The 17301-nt window shown below is 58.2% G+C and carries 9 protein-coding genes; 6 read left to right on the top strand and 3 right to left on the bottom strand.

The features are described 5' to 3' along the window. The first annotated feature begins 43 nt into the window (after window positions 1–43). Entirely contained in the window at window positions 44–1021 is a 978-nt protein-coding gene (locus ACQZ51_RS15725; RefSeq protein WP_448778566.1) for a threonine ammonia-lyase, read from the top strand. A 211-nt stretch (window positions 1022–1232) separates the two neighbouring features. Further along, a complete protein-coding gene (locus tag ACQZ51_RS15720; protein WP_448778564.1) occupies window positions 1233–1376 on the top strand; it encodes a hypothetical protein in 144 nt (47 codons plus the stop codon). A 15-nt stretch (window positions 1377–1391) separates the two neighbouring features. Here ACQZ51_RS15720 and ACQZ51_RS15715 read toward each other — a convergent pair whose 3' ends face one another. Beyond that, window positions 1392–2570, bottom strand: coding sequence for a M20 aminoacylase family protein (locus tag ACQZ51_RS15715; protein WP_448778562.1), 1179 nt, complete (start codon window positions 2568–2570; stop codon window positions 1392–1394). Between the two features lie 561 nt (window positions 2571–3131). Between ACQZ51_RS15715 and ACQZ51_RS15710 the strand changes: the two genes are divergently transcribed. Further along, on the top strand, window positions 3132–11624 hold the full coding sequence (locus ACQZ51_RS15710; protein ID WP_448778560.1) for a GH36-type glycosyl hydrolase domain-containing protein: 8493 nt from the start codon (window positions 3132–3134) through the stop codon (window positions 11622–11624). Between the two features lie 88 nt (window positions 11625–11712). Here ACQZ51_RS15710 and ACQZ51_RS15705 read toward each other — a convergent pair whose 3' ends face one another. After that, the gene (locus ACQZ51_RS15705) at window positions 11713–12372 is read right to left on the bottom strand and encodes a YggS family pyridoxal phosphate-dependent enzyme (RefSeq protein WP_448778558.1); all 660 of its coding nucleotides are present in this window, start codon (window positions 12370–12372) and stop codon (window positions 11713–11715) included. A 194-nt stretch (window positions 12373–12566) separates the two neighbouring features. Between ACQZ51_RS15705 and leuS the strand changes: the two genes are divergently transcribed. Genes leuS through holA form a run of 3 tightly spaced genes read left to right on the top strand, consistent with a single transcriptional unit; the run spans window position 12567 to window position 16781 of the window. Beyond that, entirely contained in the window at window positions 12567–15197 is a 2631-nt protein-coding gene (leuS, locus tag ACQZ51_RS15700) for a leucine--tRNA ligase (RefSeq protein WP_448778556.1), read from the top strand. After that, window positions 15187–15735 (top strand): hypothetical protein, encoded by a 549-nt coding sequence (locus ACQZ51_RS15695; protein ID WP_448778554.1) that lies wholly within the window; start codon window positions 15187–15189, stop codon window positions 15733–15735. Before leuS ends, ACQZ51_RS15695 begins: the two co-directional genes overlap by 11 nt. A gap of 8 nt (window positions 15736–15743) precedes the next feature. Beyond that, window positions 15744–16781, top strand: a complete 1038-nt coding sequence (holA, locus tag ACQZ51_RS15690) for a DNA polymerase III subunit delta (protein WP_448778553.1) — start codon at window positions 15744–15746, stop codon at window positions 16779–16781. Window positions 16782–16869: 88 nt separating this feature from the next. Here holA and fdxA read toward each other — a convergent pair whose 3' ends face one another. Further along, window positions 16870–17208 (bottom strand): ferredoxin FdxA, encoded by a 339-nt coding sequence (fdxA, locus tag ACQZ51_RS15685; protein WP_192065274.1) that lies wholly within the window; start codon window positions 17206–17208, stop codon window positions 16870–16872. Between the last annotated feature and the right edge of the window lie 93 nt (window positions 17209–17301).

The raw sequence follows: 17301 nt of genomic DNA, 5'->3' as shown, positions 1-17301 counted from the left end.
GACCGCTTGAGCGGGGGCCGTGTGACATACCGACGAGGATAGCGTGACAGACATTGCGATGATTGAAGCGGCCCGCCAGCGCATTGGCGATGAAGCAAGCCGCACACCCTTTTTATCATCGCCCTTTCTGGATGACATCGCCGGGCGAAAGATCTTCGTGAAGGCCGAGTGCCTGCAACGCACAGGCTCTTTCAAATTTCGCGGTGGCTGGTCGGCGGTATCGGGCTTGGCGCCAGAGGTGCGCAAGCGGGGCGTGATCGCCTTTTCATCCGGCAATCATGCGCAAGGGGTCGCACTTGCGGCCGCATTGCACGGCGTACCCTCGGTCATCATCATGCCGCAGGATGCGCCGAAGATCAAAATCGACAATACGCGAGCTTACGGAGCCGAGGTCGTTCTGTTCGACCGCACCAAGGACGACCGCGACGCCATCGGCGCAAAACTCGCTGAACAACGCGGCCTGACCCTGATCAAGCCCTTTGACGAGCCTCTGGTCATTGCAGGTCAGGGAACCGTCGGGCTCGAAATTGCCGAGCAGGGGCGCGAGCATGGCATCGAGACAGCCGACGTACTTGTTCCCTGCGGCGGTGGCGGCCTGACATCAGGCATAGCGCTGGCACTGGAAGCAAAGGCGCCGCACTATACTGTCAGAACCTGCGAGCCTGAGAAATTCGACGATGTGGCCCGTTCTCTGGCTTCAGGAAAGATCGAACGCAACGAAGCACTTTCGGGTTCGATCTGCGACGCCATCATCACACCCCAACCGGGCAGCATTACCTTCCCCATCATGACCGGGCGTTGCGGCAAGGGAATGGCCGTAACCGAAGACGAAGCACTCAGAGCCATGGTCCTCGCCTTTCTGCGATTGAAGGTGGTGATCGAACCCGGCGGTGCCGTTGCACTCGCTGCGGCCCTTTTTCGAGGCGATGAGATCGACGCAGACACGGTCATTGCCGTTGCATCCGGCGGTAATGTCGATCCTGCCGTCATGGCTGCAGCGCTTGCGCGCTTTGCTGACTGACGCAACAGCGCCGTCTGGTGCCCTGTTGCGCCCTATGTCCCGGCAATTGGTATTTCGTCACGAGCTTGGAGGCTTGTGACGATAGGTATTTTTTACGATTGCCCCGACATACGAAAATCTGTCTCTGCAAAGACTGCCCGGAACAAGGATAGACTACGTCATAGCCTGAACACTTGCCGCTTCGGCCAAATGTTATCCAAGGGAGGGTTCGATGTCTTATTCCAAAGCCGGAAAGATCAAAGATTTCACGCCGTCGCCTGCATCAGTATGGAACTGGAAGTCCGCCGTTCACGCCGTCATCGCTGGCCTATGCTTCGCTTTCGTCGCTGCCGTCATTTGCGGGGTCATTGGCTGATCCCCGCGACCGCCCTTACCGGCTTTTCAAATAATCTTCCGCCAGTTCAACCCAGAACGCGGTGCCGATCGGCAATATGTCGTCATTGAAATCATACTTTGGATGATGCAGCGGAGGGTCGTTCTCGGTACGCTTCGTGCCGATGAAGAAATAAGCCCCCGGCCTCTCCTCAAGCATATAGCCAAAGTCTTCTGCACCCATGCTGGGGCGCGCCATTTCCGCAACATTGCCTGCACCTGCAAAGCGGGTTGCAAGATCGGTGATATAGGCCGTCTCAGCTGCGTGGTTGACGGTGGGGTTATAACCCCGCTGATAATCCAGCGTCACGCTCATGCCATAGCTCGCAGCCTGCCCTTCAGCGATCATCCGGATCCGTTTCTCCAGCTCGTCACGGGCAGACGGGTCGAATGAGCGGATCGTCAGCAGCATTTCGGCTGTCTCAGGAATGACATTGCTGGCGACACCGGCGTGAAACGCACCCACAGTCACCACGGTTGGTGTCATGGGGTGAATGTTGCGAGACGAAATCGTCTGAAGCGCCATGATGATGCTGGCACCGGCAACGATTGGGTCAAGAGCACTTTGCGGCTCCGCGCCATGGCCGCCAAAACCGTTGACCGTGATCTTGCATTCATCCACCGCAGCCATGATCGGCCCATCACGAAGCACGAATTGCCCAAATGGCAAGCCGGGCTCATTGTGAAGCGCAAACACTGCATCGCAGGGGAAACGCTCGAAAAGCCCGTCCTCGATCATCATCCGCGCCCCGCCAAAATTCTCTTCCGCAGGCTGGAAAATGAGATGCAGCGTGCCATCGAAATTGCGGCGCTCGGCAATGATCTTTGCCGCCCCCAGCAGCATAGCCGTGTGCCCGTCATGACCACAGGCATGCATCACGCCCGGATTGAGGCTGGCATAGTCCGCCCCCGTCTCCTCAAGGATCGGCAGTGCATCGAAATCAGCACGAATACCAACAGAGCGTCCGCTCGTGCCGTTGCGCAGGCTGGCCACGACGCCGGTGCCCGCAAGGCCGCGTGTGACCTCATAGCCCATATCCGAGAGCTTCTGCGCAACGAAATCCGAGGTCTGGAATTCCGACAGGCCAATTTCAGGATTGCGATGCAGATGATGGCGGATCGCCATGACGTCAGGCATGTGGTTGGCAACGGTATCGGCATTTTTGAACTGGGTCATTTCGAAGTCCGGCAATGGGGTAAGAAGCGTTTTGCAAGCGTGGCTGTCTAGCACGAAATCCGATGCGAGGTAAGGCAGGGCAGGGCAAACACAATCCACCATGCGGCTCTGATCTGGCCTCTTGCACAGAAGTGAAACCGGTGGCATGGAACAGATCGTGCATGAAATCATTCCCTTAAACGTCGACCCTTCTGCCGTGCAGAAAGACGTAGACATCAGGGGTTTTTCATGGCGAGATAGAACACGATCGGCATGAGGTGTTTTTCGCTTGGGGGAGTATGCGAAATTGAATCATGAAGAGGGTGCGCGGTCTCGCGCAAAACCCGTTTGCGCCTCCCAAGCAATTGATTTGCTTCAATTCGGGGCACACCCATGCCAAAAAATGCCATGATAATGTGTCGTAATATGTCATGTAAACATCGCCGCTGGTTCGCTATGGTTCAGCATAGGTTCAGGATCAGCGAGAAATAAAGCGTCCACACTGTTTCAATCTTCAAGAGCAATCTGAAACAAGTTCGGTTAGATCGACCAGCCCCTCACAGAGTGCAGAATACGAGCCCGATGTCATTTCATATTACGCCGACCGCCGCCGCCCGTGATTCAGAAGCAAAGCAGATCGATCACAATGATTCGATACGCTCGGTTTACTTCACAATCGAAGAGTTAAGGGATATTGGAGCCGAACTCTCCAGATCCGGGGCGGATGGCCTTCCCGGCTTCATGGAGTTCGATTTCTTCGCGCGCCATCGTGAAAACGAAAAGGAAATCCTGCGCGTTTATCGTACGACGGCCGTCGATGCCGAAAATGGCGCAACGATCACGCCAGCTGCGGAATGGCTTTTGGACAATCACTACGTGATTGAAGAGGCCATTCAGGAAGTCCGTCGCGACTTCCCGCGCAAGTTCTACCGCCAGCTGCCGACGGTCAGAATCGGCAATGTCGAGATACCCCGGGTTATGGCGCTGGCATGGCTCTATGTCGCACATACGCACAGCACGATTTCACGCGAGAGCATGACGGCACTGGTTGAGGGCTACCAGACGTCAAAGACACTCCAGATCGGCGAACTCTGGGCGTTGCCATCCATCCTGCGCTTTGTGCTGATTGAAAACCTGCGCCGCATTTCGATCCGCGTCGAGCGTTCGCGCCGCATGCGCCAGCGCGCCAATGAAGTCGTCGACGAGATCATCCGCCTCAACGATGCGGATGCCTCCGAAGCGCTTCTGAAGCAGAATGACGGCCTTGTAGACGACCCCACATTCTCGACCCAGTTCCTCTATCGCCTGCGTAACGGTTCGCAGACGTCGGGCTTTGCGCTCAACTGGCTTGAGGAGCGTCTGCGCCAAGCCGGAACCGACGCCGAAAACATCATGATGGCGGAGCACAATCGCCTCGCCTCCGGCAATGTGACGATGGGCAATATCGTCCGAAGCCTGCGTGAAATCGATGATACCGAATGGTCGGTCTGGTTTGAAGAAGTCAGCCATATCGACAAGGTTCTGCGCGAGCAGACAGACTATAACACTCTGGATTTCGGATCGCGTAACACCTACCGCAACACGATCGAACTCCTCGCGCGCCGTTCGCCGCAGTCGGAAATCGAGGTGGCCCAGTCCGCCATTGATATGGTGACGGAAACCGCCGCTTCCGATGAGGTGCACCCGCATGCGCCCAACGTCGGCAGCTTCCTGATTGGCCAACGCCGCCAGGAGCTGGAAGACCGGATTGGTTACAACCCTCAGGTTTCGCAGCGCATTGTGCGTTTCATGCGCAAGTTCAACTGGCTTTCGGTTGCCGTGCCGGTCATGGTACTGACGGCCTTGGCCATGGCTGCGGTTGGCTGGTTCCTCTCCGATGCCGGCATGCCTTGGTATGTCGTAAGCGCATTCCTGCTGATGTTCGCATTGCCGGCATCCGAAGGCGCAACCGGCCTGTTCAACACGGTCGTGACCTTCTTCGTCAAACCATTCCGTCTGGTTGGCTACGAGTTCAAGGAAGGCATCCCACAGGATGCCCGCACCCTGCTGGCCGTTCCCTGCATGCTGACCAGCCGCGACAGCGTGGACGAAATGGTCCGCAACATCGAAGTGCATTATCTCGCCAACCCGCATGGCGAAATCTATTTCGCGCTGATCAGCGACTGGCGCGATGCCAAGTTCGAACAGACGCCTGAAGACAACGAAATTCTGGAATATGCCAAGCGCGAAGTCGAGGCGCTGAGCGCCCGCTACGCATTCGACGGCAAGAAGCGGTTCTTCCTGCTCCATCGCCGCCGCCTCTACAATCCGGCGGAAGATTGCTGGATGGGTTGGGAGCGCAAGCGCGGCAAGCTGCATGAGCTGAACATGCTGCTGCGTGGCGACAAGGATACGACCTTCCTCAATGGCGCCAACATGGTGCCTGAGAATGTCAAATACGTCATGACGCTGGACGCCGATACCCGCCTGATGCGCGACGCCGTTACCAAACTCGTCGGCAAAATGCACCACCCGATCAACCGTCCGGTCCACGACCCCGTCACCGGTCGCGTGATCCACGGTTACGGTCTGCTCCAGCCGCGCGTGACACCGTCGCTCACCACCGGCAAAGACGCATCCGTCTTCCAGCGCGTCTTCTCCATCAATCGCGGTATCGACCCTTACGTCTTCACCGTTTCAGACGTTTATCAGGATCTGACCTCCGAGGGCACCTTCACAGGCAAGGGCCTTTATGACGTTGATGCATTCGAAACGGCGCTCAAGGGCCGTATCGAAGAAAACGCCGTTCTGTCCCATGACCTTCTGGAAGGTTCGTTTGCGCGCTGTGCACTGGTCACAGACGTTGAACTCGTCGAAGATTATCCAACCCGTTATGAGGTCGAAGTCTCGCGCCAGCATCGCTGGGCGCGTGGCGACTGGCAGCTCCTGCCTTACATCATGGATCCCAAGCGCGGCGTAACCGCCATCGGTCGCTGGAAGATGATCGACAACCTGCGTCGCTCGCTGACGCCGGTTGCATGGTTCGTCGCATCCGTTCTCGGCTGGTACTTCATGGGCCCGCTGGGTGCGCTGATCTGGCAAATCCTGCTGATCTTCTCGCTTTTCGTCGCCCCCACCCTGTCGCTGATTTCGGGCGTTGTGCCCCGTTCCACAGACATTGTTCCGCAAGCGCATTTCCACACGCTCTGGTCCGAAGTGCGGGCAACCAACGCACAGGTCGCGTTGCGGATTGTCTTCATTGCCGACGGTGCCTGCCTGATGGCAGACGCAATCGTCCGCTCCCTCTACCGTCTATTCGTCAGCGGCAAGCTGATGCTGGAATGGCGCACCGCCGCCAGCATTCAGTCCAGCGCGCAGGGCAGCATCTTCGATTATTATCGCCAGATGTGGCACGCGCCCGTTGTCGCGCTGCTCGGACTGATTTTCGCAGCCCTTCCCGGCGACAACGCGTTTCTGGTCGGCCTGCCCTTTGCCCTGCTGTGGATCTTCTCTCCGGTCGTCGCCTGGTATGTTAGCCAGTCAGCCGAAACCGAAGATCGCCTGTTCGTTTCGGAACATGTTTCCAGCGAGCTGCGCAAGATTGCTCGCCGGACATGGCGCTATTACGAAGCCTTTGTAACATCGTCTGAGAACTATCTGCCGCCCGATAACTATCAGGAAACACCTGAGCCTCTGGTTGCCAGCCGCACCTCGCCGACCAATATCGGTGTTTATCTGCTGTCTGTGATTTCGGCACGCCAGTTCGGCTGGATCAGCTTCTCGGAAACCGTCGAGCGGATGGAAAAAACCATCGAGACGGTTGAAAAGATGGACAAATATCGCGGCCATCTGTTCAACTGGTATCATAATGATACCTTGCAGACGCTCGGACCACGCTACGTTTCAGCTGTCGACAGCGGTAACCTCGCCGGTCATCTCATTGCCATCTCGTCTGCCTGCCGCCAGTGGGCGGAAGCGCCATCGGCCCATCTCCAGGGCAATCTCGACGGCATCGGAGATGTTGCAGGCATCCTGCGCGAAACGCTGAAGGAACTGCCTGACGATCGCAAGAACCTTCGTCCGCTGCACCGCCGGCTGGAAGAACGCATCATCGGCTTCTCCGCAGCACTTGCCTCTGTCAAGCGCGAGCACGAGTTTGCGTCGATCCGCGTCATCAATCTGGCCGTGCTAGCCCGTGATATTCAGAAGCTGGCGTCCAATCTCGATCTCGAAGTCAAATCCGGGCAGAGTGCGGAAGTCACCCGCTGGGCACAGTCGCTGGTGGATTGCTGCGAAGCGCATATTTCCGACAGCGCGTTTGATCTCTCCACCATCGATCCATTGCGTGAGCGTCTGATTTCGCTATGCGAACGCAGCCGCGATCTCGCCTTCTCGATGGACTTTGCCTTCCTCTACCGCAAGGATCGCCGCCTGCTTTCCATCGGCTACCGCGTAGACAGCCAGGAACTCGACGAAGCCTGCTACGACCTTCTGGCGTCCGAATGCCGCCTGACCAGCCTGTTTGCCATCGCCAAGGGCGATCTGCCGACGGAACATTGGTACCGCCTGGGACGTCAGGTTGTGCCAATCGGCGCGCAGGGCGCGTTGGTATCCTGGTCCGGATCGATGTTCGAATATCTGATGCCACCGCTCGTGATGCAGGAGCGTCACGGCGGCATTCTGAACCAGACGAACAATCTTATAGTCAAGGAACAGATCAACCATGGCCGCCGTCTCGGCACGCCATGGGGTATCTCCGAGGCGGCCTTCAACGCCCGCGACCACAACATGAACTACCAATATACGAACTTCGGCGTGCCCACTCTGGGCCTGAAGCGTGGTCTTGGTCAGAACGCTGTTATCGCACCTTACGCGTCGATCCTGGCATCGCAGTACGATCCTGAGGGCGCCCTTGAAAACCTCGACAAGCTGCGTGCGCTGGGCGCGCTCGGCAAATACGGCTTCCATGATGCCGTGGATTTTACCCCCACCCGCGTGCCGGATGGCAAGGTTTGCGCCGTCGTTTACAACTACTATGCGCACCACCATGGCATGTCGATTGCAGCCGTTGCCAACGTCGTCATGGACGGCATCTTGCGCGAACTCTTCCACGCCGATCCTGTGATCGAAGCCGCAGAATTGCTGCTTCAGGAAAAGGCACCGCGCGAAGTGCCCGTCATGAGCGCGAAATACGAGCCGGAAACGCCCGGCAAGGAACAGGCCGATCTGCTGCGTGCGGAAGTCCGCACCATAGCCGATCCTGCGCTGCGCGACCGCGAAGTCGTGTTCCTCTCCAACGGCCACTACTCCACCATGCTGACCGCCACGGGCGCTGGCTATTCCAGATGGAATGGCGTGTCGATCTCGCGTTGGAAGGCAGATCCGACCGAAGATCGCTGGGGCACGTTCCTGTTCCTGCGCGACACGGTCTCTGGCGACTGGTGGAGTGCCACAGCAGAACCACGCGTCGCAGCGGGGGAAAAGACCAAGACGGTCTTCACGGACGACAAGGCAGAATTCCACAAGACCGTTGGCGATCTGCAGAGTGTGGTCGAATGCATCGTTGCGACAGAACATGATGCTGAAGGCCGTCGCGTGACACTTCTCAATGTCGGTTCGGAAGATCGCTACATTGAAGTCACCTCCTACCTGGAACCCGTCATCGCCAATGATGACGATGACAACGCCCACCCGCTGTTCTCGCGTATGTTCGTGCAGACAGAAATCGGCAAGCGTGGTGACGTCATCCGTGCATGGCGCAACAAGCGCAGCCCGAGCGAACCCGGCACTGTGATCGCGCATCTGGCGGCAGACAATGCCGGCCCAGCACGCCCGACGGAGTTCGAAACAGACCGTGCCAAGTTCCTCGGACGTGGCCGTTCGCTCGGCGAAGCCGCCGCGTTCGATCCGGGTGCAACACTGTCTGGAATGGACGGCTTTACGCTCGATCCAATCCTGTCGCTGCGCCGCGTCGTGCGCGTTCCGGCGGGCAAGAAAGTCAGCGTCATATTCTGGACCATCGCCGCACCAAGCCGCGAAGATGTCGACAAGGCGATTGATCGCTACCGCCACCCGGATGCCTTTGCGCATGAGCTGGTCCATGCCTGGACCCGCACGCAGGTGCAGATGCGCCATGTGGGCGTCACATCGCAGCAGGCAGCGGCCTTCCAGCATCTGGCCCGCTACCTTGTCTATCCGGATATGCACCTTCGCGCTGATGCCGATACGCTGAAGACCGGCCTTGCCTCGCAGCGTTCGCTGTGGCCGCTGGCGATCTCGGGCGATTTCCCGATCTTCAGTCTGCGCATTAACGACGATATGGACATGGATATCGCCCGCGAAGCCTTGAGTGCGCATGAATATCTGCGCACACGCGGCGTCATTTTCGATCTCGTTATCGTCAATGAACGTGCAGCCTCCTATGCTCAGGATATGCAGCATGCACTCGACTTTATCTCCGAAGCGCAGCGCCGCATCAATCCGGCAGATGGCGGACGTCCGCACGTCTTCTCCGTTCGTCGTGACCTCATCGATGAGGAAACATGGTCAGCGCTGCTTGCCGCCTCGCGTGTCGTTCTTCACGTTCGCAACGGCAAGATCGTCGATCAGGTCAACCGCGCCGTTTCTCTCTTTGCGGCCACTCGTGGCCCCGAAGGCAGCGAATCCGCGCAGGCGCGCCTGCCGGCACCCGCCTTCCAGCACGGAGAGCCGGTCGAGGATGCCAATGATCTGGACTTCTGGAACGGCTTTGGCGGTTTCACCAAGAGCGGCGATGAATATGTCGTGCGTCTGCATGGTGGTCAGGCCACGCCGCAGCCATGGATCAACGTCATCTCGAACGAGCGTTTCGGCTTCCATATCTCGGCAGAAGGCGCAGGCTTCACATGGAGCCGCAACTCGCGCGACTACCAGCTGACGCCATGGAGCAACGATCCTGTCGTAAACCGGCCCGGTGAAGCGATCTACGTTGCCGATGTCGAAAGCGGCAAGATTCACTCGCCATTTGCGGCCCTGTCGCGCAATCCCGAGGCGGTCTTCGAAACCCGTCACGGCCTTGGCTACTCGGTTATGCGCAGCGTCGATGACGGGCTCGATATCGAAGTCACGCAGACAGTGGATCGTGAACGGCCAGTCAAGCTTTCCCGCCTGACCGTCCGCAACGTCGGCACGCAGAACCGTCGCCTCAAGACCTACGGCTATGTCGAGTGGGTGCTGGGCAACAACACGCAGAAATCGGCGCCGTTCATTCTAAGCACGCATGATGAGGAAACGGGCGCGCTGTTCGCATCAAACCCTTACAGCATCGATTACAGCGCACGGACTTCGTTCCTAGCTCTTCAGGAACAGGCAACCAGCTTCACAACCAGCAAGCGGGAATTCATCGGTCGCTACGGATCGGTCCATGCCCCGCAGGCCATCCTGTCCGGCGCAGCCCTCTCTGGAAGCGTCGAACTTGATGGCGCACCTTGTGCCGCTGTCATGCAGGAAATCCACCTGAAGCCCGGCGAAGAACGGCATATCCTGTTCTATCTCGGTGATACGGATACGTCTGAAGAAGCCCGTGCTCTGGTCAAGGACATCCGCAACGCTGATTTCGATGCTGTTCTTGCGGAAAACAAGGCGTTCTGGAACGGCTTTACAGGCCAGTTGCAGGTCGAGACACCGGATGCTGGCTTCAACCACATGGTCAACAGCTGGCTGCCTTACCAAGCACTGGCATGCCGCATCATGGCGCGTACAGCCTTCTATCAGTCGAGCGGTGCATTCGGTTTCCGAGATCAGCTGCAAGATACGCTGGCCTTCCTGCTCTACCAGCCAGCACTGGCCCGCGAGCAGGTCCTGCGGGCAGCCGGTCGCCAGTTTGCGGAAGGTGACGTTCAACATTGGTGGCTGCCACTGACGGGAGCGGGCGTTCGCACGACCATCTCCGATGACGTGGTCTGGCTTGCCTATGCGACCCACCAGTACATCGTGGCGACGGGCGACAAGGCCATTCTTGAGCAGAACATTCCGTTCCTCAAGGGTCCCGCTCTGACACCCGGACAGCACGATGCGTTCTTCCAGCCGGAAACTAGCGAGACATCGGCAAGCCTTTACGAGCACGCCGCATTGGCACTCGACCTTGCTATTCAGCGCACGGGCGAAAATGGCCTGCCGCTGATCCTCGGTGGAGACTGGAACGACGGCATGAACCGCGTGGGCGTTGCGGGCAAGGGCACCAGCGTCTGGCTGGGCTGGTTCCTCGCCGGAACCCTGCGCGACTTCATCGACATCGCTGAGGAACGCCGTGATCTCGACCGTGTCGAGGCCTGGAAGACCCACCGCGACAAGCTGCGTGCAGCACTCGAAACTGCGGGCTGGGATGGCGAATACTACCGTCGCGGCTACTTTGATGATGGCACCCCGCTCGGCTCCATCACAAGCGAGGAATGCCGCATCGATTCGCTTGGCCAGAGCTGGAGTGTTCTGTCTGGCGAAGGTGAAGAGCAGCGCTCGACGCAGGCCATGGATGCCGTGATGCGAGAGCTTGTCGATGAAGAAGCGGGCATCATCCGCCTCTTCACGCCTCCCTTCTCGCGCTCTCCGCAGGACCCGGGCTATATCAAGGCATATCCTCCGGGTGTGCGTGAAAACGGTGGCCAATATACCCATGCTGCCACCTGGGTCGTGATGGCGCTGGCAAAGCTCGGTCGCAGCGAGGATGCATGGAAGTGCTTCTCCATGCTCAACCCGGTCAACCATGCGCTGGACCGCTCATCGTCAGAGACTTACCGGGTCGAGCCCTATGTGGTCACGGCGGATGTCTATGGCGCAGGCGCCTATGCAGGTCGTGGTGGCTGGAGCTGGTACACAGGTTCTGCTGGATGGCTCTATCGTGCGGCTGTCGAGGGCATTCTCGGTATCACCCGCATCGATGGCAAACTGCACATCACGCCATCGCTGCCAGAAAGCTGGAATGGCTTCTCGGCAAAGATCACCCTGGACGGCAAGGTGCGGGAAGTCGCCATCAAGCGCACCGAAGGTTCCTCGGATGTCGAGGTTTCGGTCGATGGCAAGCCCGTCACATCAACGGACAAACTGATCGCCTTCGATTGATAGCAAGGGGCTTGCGCCCCGGCCACCCAACAAAAAGCCACGGCATCTTACCGATGCCGTGGCTTTTTACATTAAGTGTTAGAAGGTTTCAGCGCGTGCCGAAGATCGCCGATCCGACCCGCACGCTTGTCGCGCCGAATTCAATGGCCGTTTCGAAATCACCGGACATGCCCATGGACAGTTTTTCCACGCCGCATTCTTTCGCTAGCTTCGCCAACAGCGCGAAATGTGGTCCGGGATATTCCTCCGCAGGCGGAATGCACATCAGGCCTTCCACATTAAGCTTCAGCTCGTCCCGGCACATGGCCACGAAAGCCACGGTCTCACGCGGATCGATGCCCGCCTTTTGTGGCTCCATGCCGGTATTGACCTGTACGTAAAAACGAAGCGCTCTGCCCTGCTTGTTGCACTCATCCGCAAGAGCACGGGCAATTTTCTCGCGGTCCACGGTTTCGATGACATCAAACAGCGCAACGGCATCAGCGGCCTTGTTGGATTGCAAAGGACCGATGAGATGAAGCTCGATACCGCCGGTCTTTTCTTTGAGGCCCGGCCACTTGCCTTGCGCTTCCTGAACCCGGTTTTCGCCGAATATGCGATGGCCACAATCGATCACCAGCTGGATTGTATCCGCCTCGAAGGTTTTCGAAACGGCCACAAGCGCCACGCTGCCAGCCTCACGGTCAGCTTTCTCGGCAACTGTCGCAATTCGCTGCGTGATGTCTTCAAGACGCGCTTCGATTTCCATATCAGACCTTCGCTTAAATACAGGGATAGGGTTTCAGTAGCGACCGCAAGCCTTGATGCCAAGCACCATTGTCACCATTTGAACGCTGTAAACCAACATTGCGCCCATCCAAAGCCCTGCCAAACTTGACGCCTAGGCTATTTCATGGTGAAGGTCAGCGCAAATTTTCCCCTTGATACCCGGATTTCAGAAGTATGGCCATCGAACGTTATAATCCTCGCGACGCCGAGCCGCGCTGGCAGCAAAAATGGAACGAAGACAATGTCTTCGTGACAGACAACAGCGACACCCGCGAGAAATATTACGTCCTTGAGATGTTTCCATATCCATCGGGCCGTATCCACATGGGCCATGTTCGCAACTATGCGATGGGCGATGTGGTTGCACGATACAAGCGCGCACGCGGCTACAATGTTCTTCACCCCATGGGCTGGGACGCATTCGGCATGCCTGCCGAAAACGCCGCCATGCAGAACAAGGTCCACCCCAAGGACTGGACCTACCAGAACATTGCCACCATGCGCGGCCAGCTGAAATCCATGGGTCTGTCTCTGGACTGGACCCGCGAATTCGCAACCTGCGATGTGGAATATTACAGCAAGCAGCAGGCGCTGTTCATCGACTTCATGGAAAAGGGCCTTGTTTACCGCAAGCAGTCCAAGGTTAACTGGGACCCGGTCGATCACACCGTTCTGGCCAATGAGCAGGTCATCGATGGACGCGGCTGGCGCTCCGGCGCACTGGTCGAGCAACGCGAACTGACGCAGTGGTTCTTCCGCATCACCGATTTCAGCCAGGATTTGCTGGACGAGCTGGACCAGCTGGATCAGTGGCCGGAAAAAGTCCGTCTGATGCAGAAGAACTGGATTGGCAAATCGGAAGGCCTGTCCTTGCGCTGGCAGACCGTGGCCTCCACCGCCCCTGCCGGTTTTGATGATATCACCGTTTACACCACGCGCCCCGACACATTGTTCGGTGCGTCGTTCCTTGCCATTGCAGCGGACCATCCGCTGGCCAGAAAGCTGTCTGAAACCAGCACCGAGATTGCAGAGTTCTGCGATGAATGCCGTCGTCAGGGAACGTCTCTGGCTGCCCTGGAAACCGCTGAAAAACGCGGCTTCAATACAGGCGTCAAGGTCGTTCATCCCCTCGACCCAACAATCGAAATACCGGTTTATATCGCCAACTTCGTGCTGATGGATTACGGCACAGGCGCCATCTTCGGCTGCCCGTCCGGCGACCAGCGCGATCTGGATTTCGCACGCAAATACGATCTGCCTGTCGTTCCTGTCGTGATGCCGGAAGGCGAGAACGCAGAAACATTTGCCATCGGCGACACTGCATTCGTTGATGACGGCGTCATGATCAACTCGCAGTTCCTGAACGGCATGACGACGACGGACGCTTTTGAGGCTGTCGTTGCAAAGCTTTCGGCAGACATGCTGGGCAATGCGCCTCAGGCTGAACGCAAGGTCAACTTCCGCCTGCGCGACTGGGGTATTTCCCGTCAGCGTTATTGGGGTTGCCCGATCCCGGTCATCCATTGCGAAGTTTGCGGCGTCGTTCCGGTTCCCAAGAAGGACCTGCCGGTCAAGCTGCCCGACGACGTCACCTTCGATGTGCCGGGCAATCCGCTGGATCGCCACCCCACCTGGCGCCACGTTTCCTGCCCGCAATGCGGTCATGCCGCGCGCCGGGAAACCGACACGATGGATACATTCGTCGACTCCAGCTGGTATTTCACCCGCTTCACGGCCCCTTGGGAAGAACAGCCGACCGATCCAAAGGTCGCCAGTCACTGGCTGCCGGTCGATCAGTATATCGGCGGCATCGAGCATGCGATCCTGCATCTGCTTTACTCGCGCTTCTTCACCCGCGCCATGAAGGCAACCGGCCATGTGGACGTGAAGGAGCCCTTCAAGGGGCTGTTTACGCAGGGCATGGTCGTGCATGAAACATACCGTCTTGGCGAAGGCCAGAACGGTCAGTGGGTCGTGCCTGCCGATATCCGCATCGAGGAAACAGACGGCAAACGCCGCGCCTTCCTGCTGTCAGGCGGTGACGAAGTTCAGATCGGCTCGATTGAAAAAATGTCGAAGTCGAAGAAGAACGTTGTCGATCCCGACGACATCATCGCCTCTTACGGCGCTGATACCGCCCGCTTCTTCGTTCTGTCGGATAGCCCGCCGGACCGTGACGTGATCTGGTCTGAAGCCGGTGTGGAAGGCGCGCATCGTTTCGTTCAGCGCGTCTGGCGCATCATCGGTGAGGCGGCGGAAGAGCTGAAATCCGTCAAGCCAGCACCCGCCACGCAGGGCGAAGGCCTCAGCGTATCCAAGGCTGCCCACAAGACGCTGAAAGCCGTGCAGGACGATCTGGACAAGCTTGCCTTCAACAAGGCAATTGCCCGCATCTACGAACTGGTCAACACGCTGGCCGGCCCATTCGCAGAGGTCGCTGCTGGCGGAAAATCCGAGGATATGAAGGCCGCTGCCCGCGATGCGGCCGAAATTCTCGTGCGTCTGATCGCACCGATGACACCGCATCTGGCCGAAGAATGCTGGACGGCACTGGGCAATGAAGGCCTTGTCGCCCAAAGCGCATGGCCGGTCTTCGTCCCCGCCCTCATTGAAGAAAATGAGGTGGTGATGCCCATCCAGATCAATGGCAAGAAGCGTGGCGAATTGACAATCGCGCGCGATGCGGATCAAGATGCCGTGCGCGCAGCCGTGCTTGAACTGGATGCCGTCAAGGCAGCGTTGGCCGGTGCTGCGCCCAAGAAGATCATTGTGGTTCCACAAAGGATTGTGAACATTGTTGTTTGATGCCTATTCCCGATGGGGCCGCATAGCCGCCGCAATATCCATCACTGTGTGCGCTGGTCTGCTGGCTGGATGTCAGGTGCGTCCGCTCTACAGCGAAGCTTCTGGCACGCGCCAGAAGCTGCAAACCGTCGAATTTGCGGATGCGGGTGACCGCGTCACGCAGGAAGTGCGCAATCACCTCGTCTTCCTGGCCTATGGCGGAGCGGGTGCCCCGACTAGCAAGGAATACGACGTCAAGATTACGGTCAAATCAAGCGCGACATCCACCGAAGTCACCGACGACACCAGCCTTTCGGTGAGCAAGAACAACTATGACGGCCCCTTCCCCGGTCGCGTGAGCATGACCGGCAAATACGTGCTGACGCGCGTGTCTGATGGCCAGGTTCTGCGCGCGGCGACGCGCACCGTCACCGCCATGCTTGATCTGCCACAGCAGGAATTTGCCAAGATCCGCGCCATCCGCGATGGTGAAAACCGCGCAGCAAGAGAGCTTGCCGAAATTATCCAGACGGATATTGCCGCCACGCTCAGCCGCTGAGAGCGATCATGACGGAAATCAAGTCGCATGAATTCGAACGCTTCGCCGAGAAACCGGCGGAGCGTTTTCGCGTTTTCGTTCTCTATGGTCCAGATCGTGGCCTTGTCTCGGAGCGCGCTTCGCTGATCGCATCCAAGACCGGCATAGACGCCAACGATGCCTTTGCATCCTTGAAACTGACAGCGGCGGACCTCCACGGCGATCCCGGACGGCTTCTGGATGAGGTTAATTCCATCGGCCTGTTCGGCGGCGAAAAGCTGGTTTGGGTCAAAGGTGCCGCCAATGAAAAGGCGCTTGTCGATGCCTTGCAGGTTCTCTCTGATAACCCACCAGAAGCAAGCTTCCTGATTATCGAGGCGGGCGACCTCAAGAAGGGCACAGGCCTTCGCAAGATTGCCGAACCCTCCCGTTCTATCGCGGCCATTCCCTGCTATGCAGACGATGCGCGCGCCTTGAATGCCCTGATCGATCAGGAGCTTTCCACCGAACACTTGCGCATTTCTCCAGCCGCGCGGCAAAGACTGGCGGAATCGCTGGGTGGAGACCGCATCGCCTCGCGCAACGAGGTGCGCAAGCTGGCGCTGTATTGCCGCGGACATGATGTGATTGAGGAAGACGACGTGCTGGCCATCATTGGCGATGCCAGCACAGTTTCGGCAGACGACGCAGTCGATGCCATCCTGAAGGGTGATCGCAACGCCTTCTTCCACGCCACCCAGAAAATCATCGCATCCAAGACGCCGATCTTTCTGGTGCTGCAGGGCTGCCTGCGCCAGTTTCAGTTGCTGGACCAGATGCGCGCTGAAATGGATGACAAGAAGCAGCAGGCCGGTCAGGTCATGCTGACCTTGGGACGTGGCATCCACTTCCGCCGCAAACCAGTCATTGAACGCGCGCTGCGCACGTGGCAGCCAGCAGCGATTGCGCGTGAGATGAACCGATTGCAGTCCGCCATCCTCCAAAGCCGTCAGCGGCAAAGTCTGGAGGAAAGCGTGGCACTGCTGACCTTGCTCTCCACCACACTCCAGTCCGGGCGCGGGCAATAGCCACAAGCGCAACAAAAAGCCTCCGCAGCAGATGCTCGGAGGCTTTTGTTTTTGGAACGTATCCAGAGGATCGCATCGTAGGATGTGCTTAGTCGCCCTTGCCCGGCTCTGCCGAGAAGTAGAGGTCGAGCTTTCCTGTGACGCCATCCATTTCCTTGGCTTCGGGCATAGGATCGCGCTTGACAGTAATGTTGGGCCAGATCGCCGCATATTCGGCATTCAGCGTCAGCCACTTGTCCAGACCCGGCTCCGTGTCTGGCTTGATGGCCTCTGCAGGACATTCAGGTTCGCACACACCACAGTCGATGCATTCGTCGGGATTGATCGCCAGAAAGTTCTCGCCCTCATAGAAGCAGTCGACGGGGCAGACTTCGACGCAGTCGGTATATTTGCAGCGAATGCAGTTATCGGTCACGACATACGTCATGATGGACTCCAGATATGCAGGCCGGGCCACAGGGCTTGAGAAACAAGCCTTTGCCCGGATTTCAGACAGGGCATTTTGGCATGTGAGGTAATG

It is taken from the genome of Agrobacterium sp. CG674, assembly GCF_053521645.1.
The sequence above is the reverse complement of the archived record's forward strand: the minus strand, read 5'-3'. Positions and strand labels throughout refer to the sequence as shown.

Excerpts from the sequence above, each read along its gene's own strand:
- ACQZ51_RS15720 (WP_448778564.1), top strand. The coding sequence starts at position 1,233 with ATGTCTTATTCCAAAGCCGGAAAGATCAAAGATTTCACGCCGTCGCCT.
- fdxA (WP_192065274.1), bottom strand. The coding sequence starts at position 17,208 with ATGACGTATGTCGTGACCGATAACTGCATTCGCTGCAAATATACCGAC.
- ACQZ51_RS15705 (WP_448778558.1), bottom strand. The coding sequence starts at position 12,372 with ATGGAAATCGAAGCGCGTCTTGAAGACATCACGCAGCGAATTGCGACA.
- holA (WP_448778553.1), top strand. The coding sequence starts at position 15,744 with ATGACGGAAATCAAGTCGCATGAATTCGAACGCTTCGCCGAGAAACCG.
- ACQZ51_RS15715 (WP_448778562.1), bottom strand. The coding sequence starts at position 2,570 with ATGACCCAGTTCAAAAATGCCGATACCGTTGCCAACCACATGCCTGAC.
- leuS (WP_448778556.1), top strand. The coding sequence starts at position 12,567 with ATGGCCATCGAACGTTATAATCCTCGCGACGCCGAGCCGCGCTGGCAG.
- ACQZ51_RS15710 (WP_448778560.1), top strand. The coding sequence starts at position 3,132 with ATGTCATTTCATATTACGCCGACCGCCGCCGCCCGTGATTCAGAAGCA.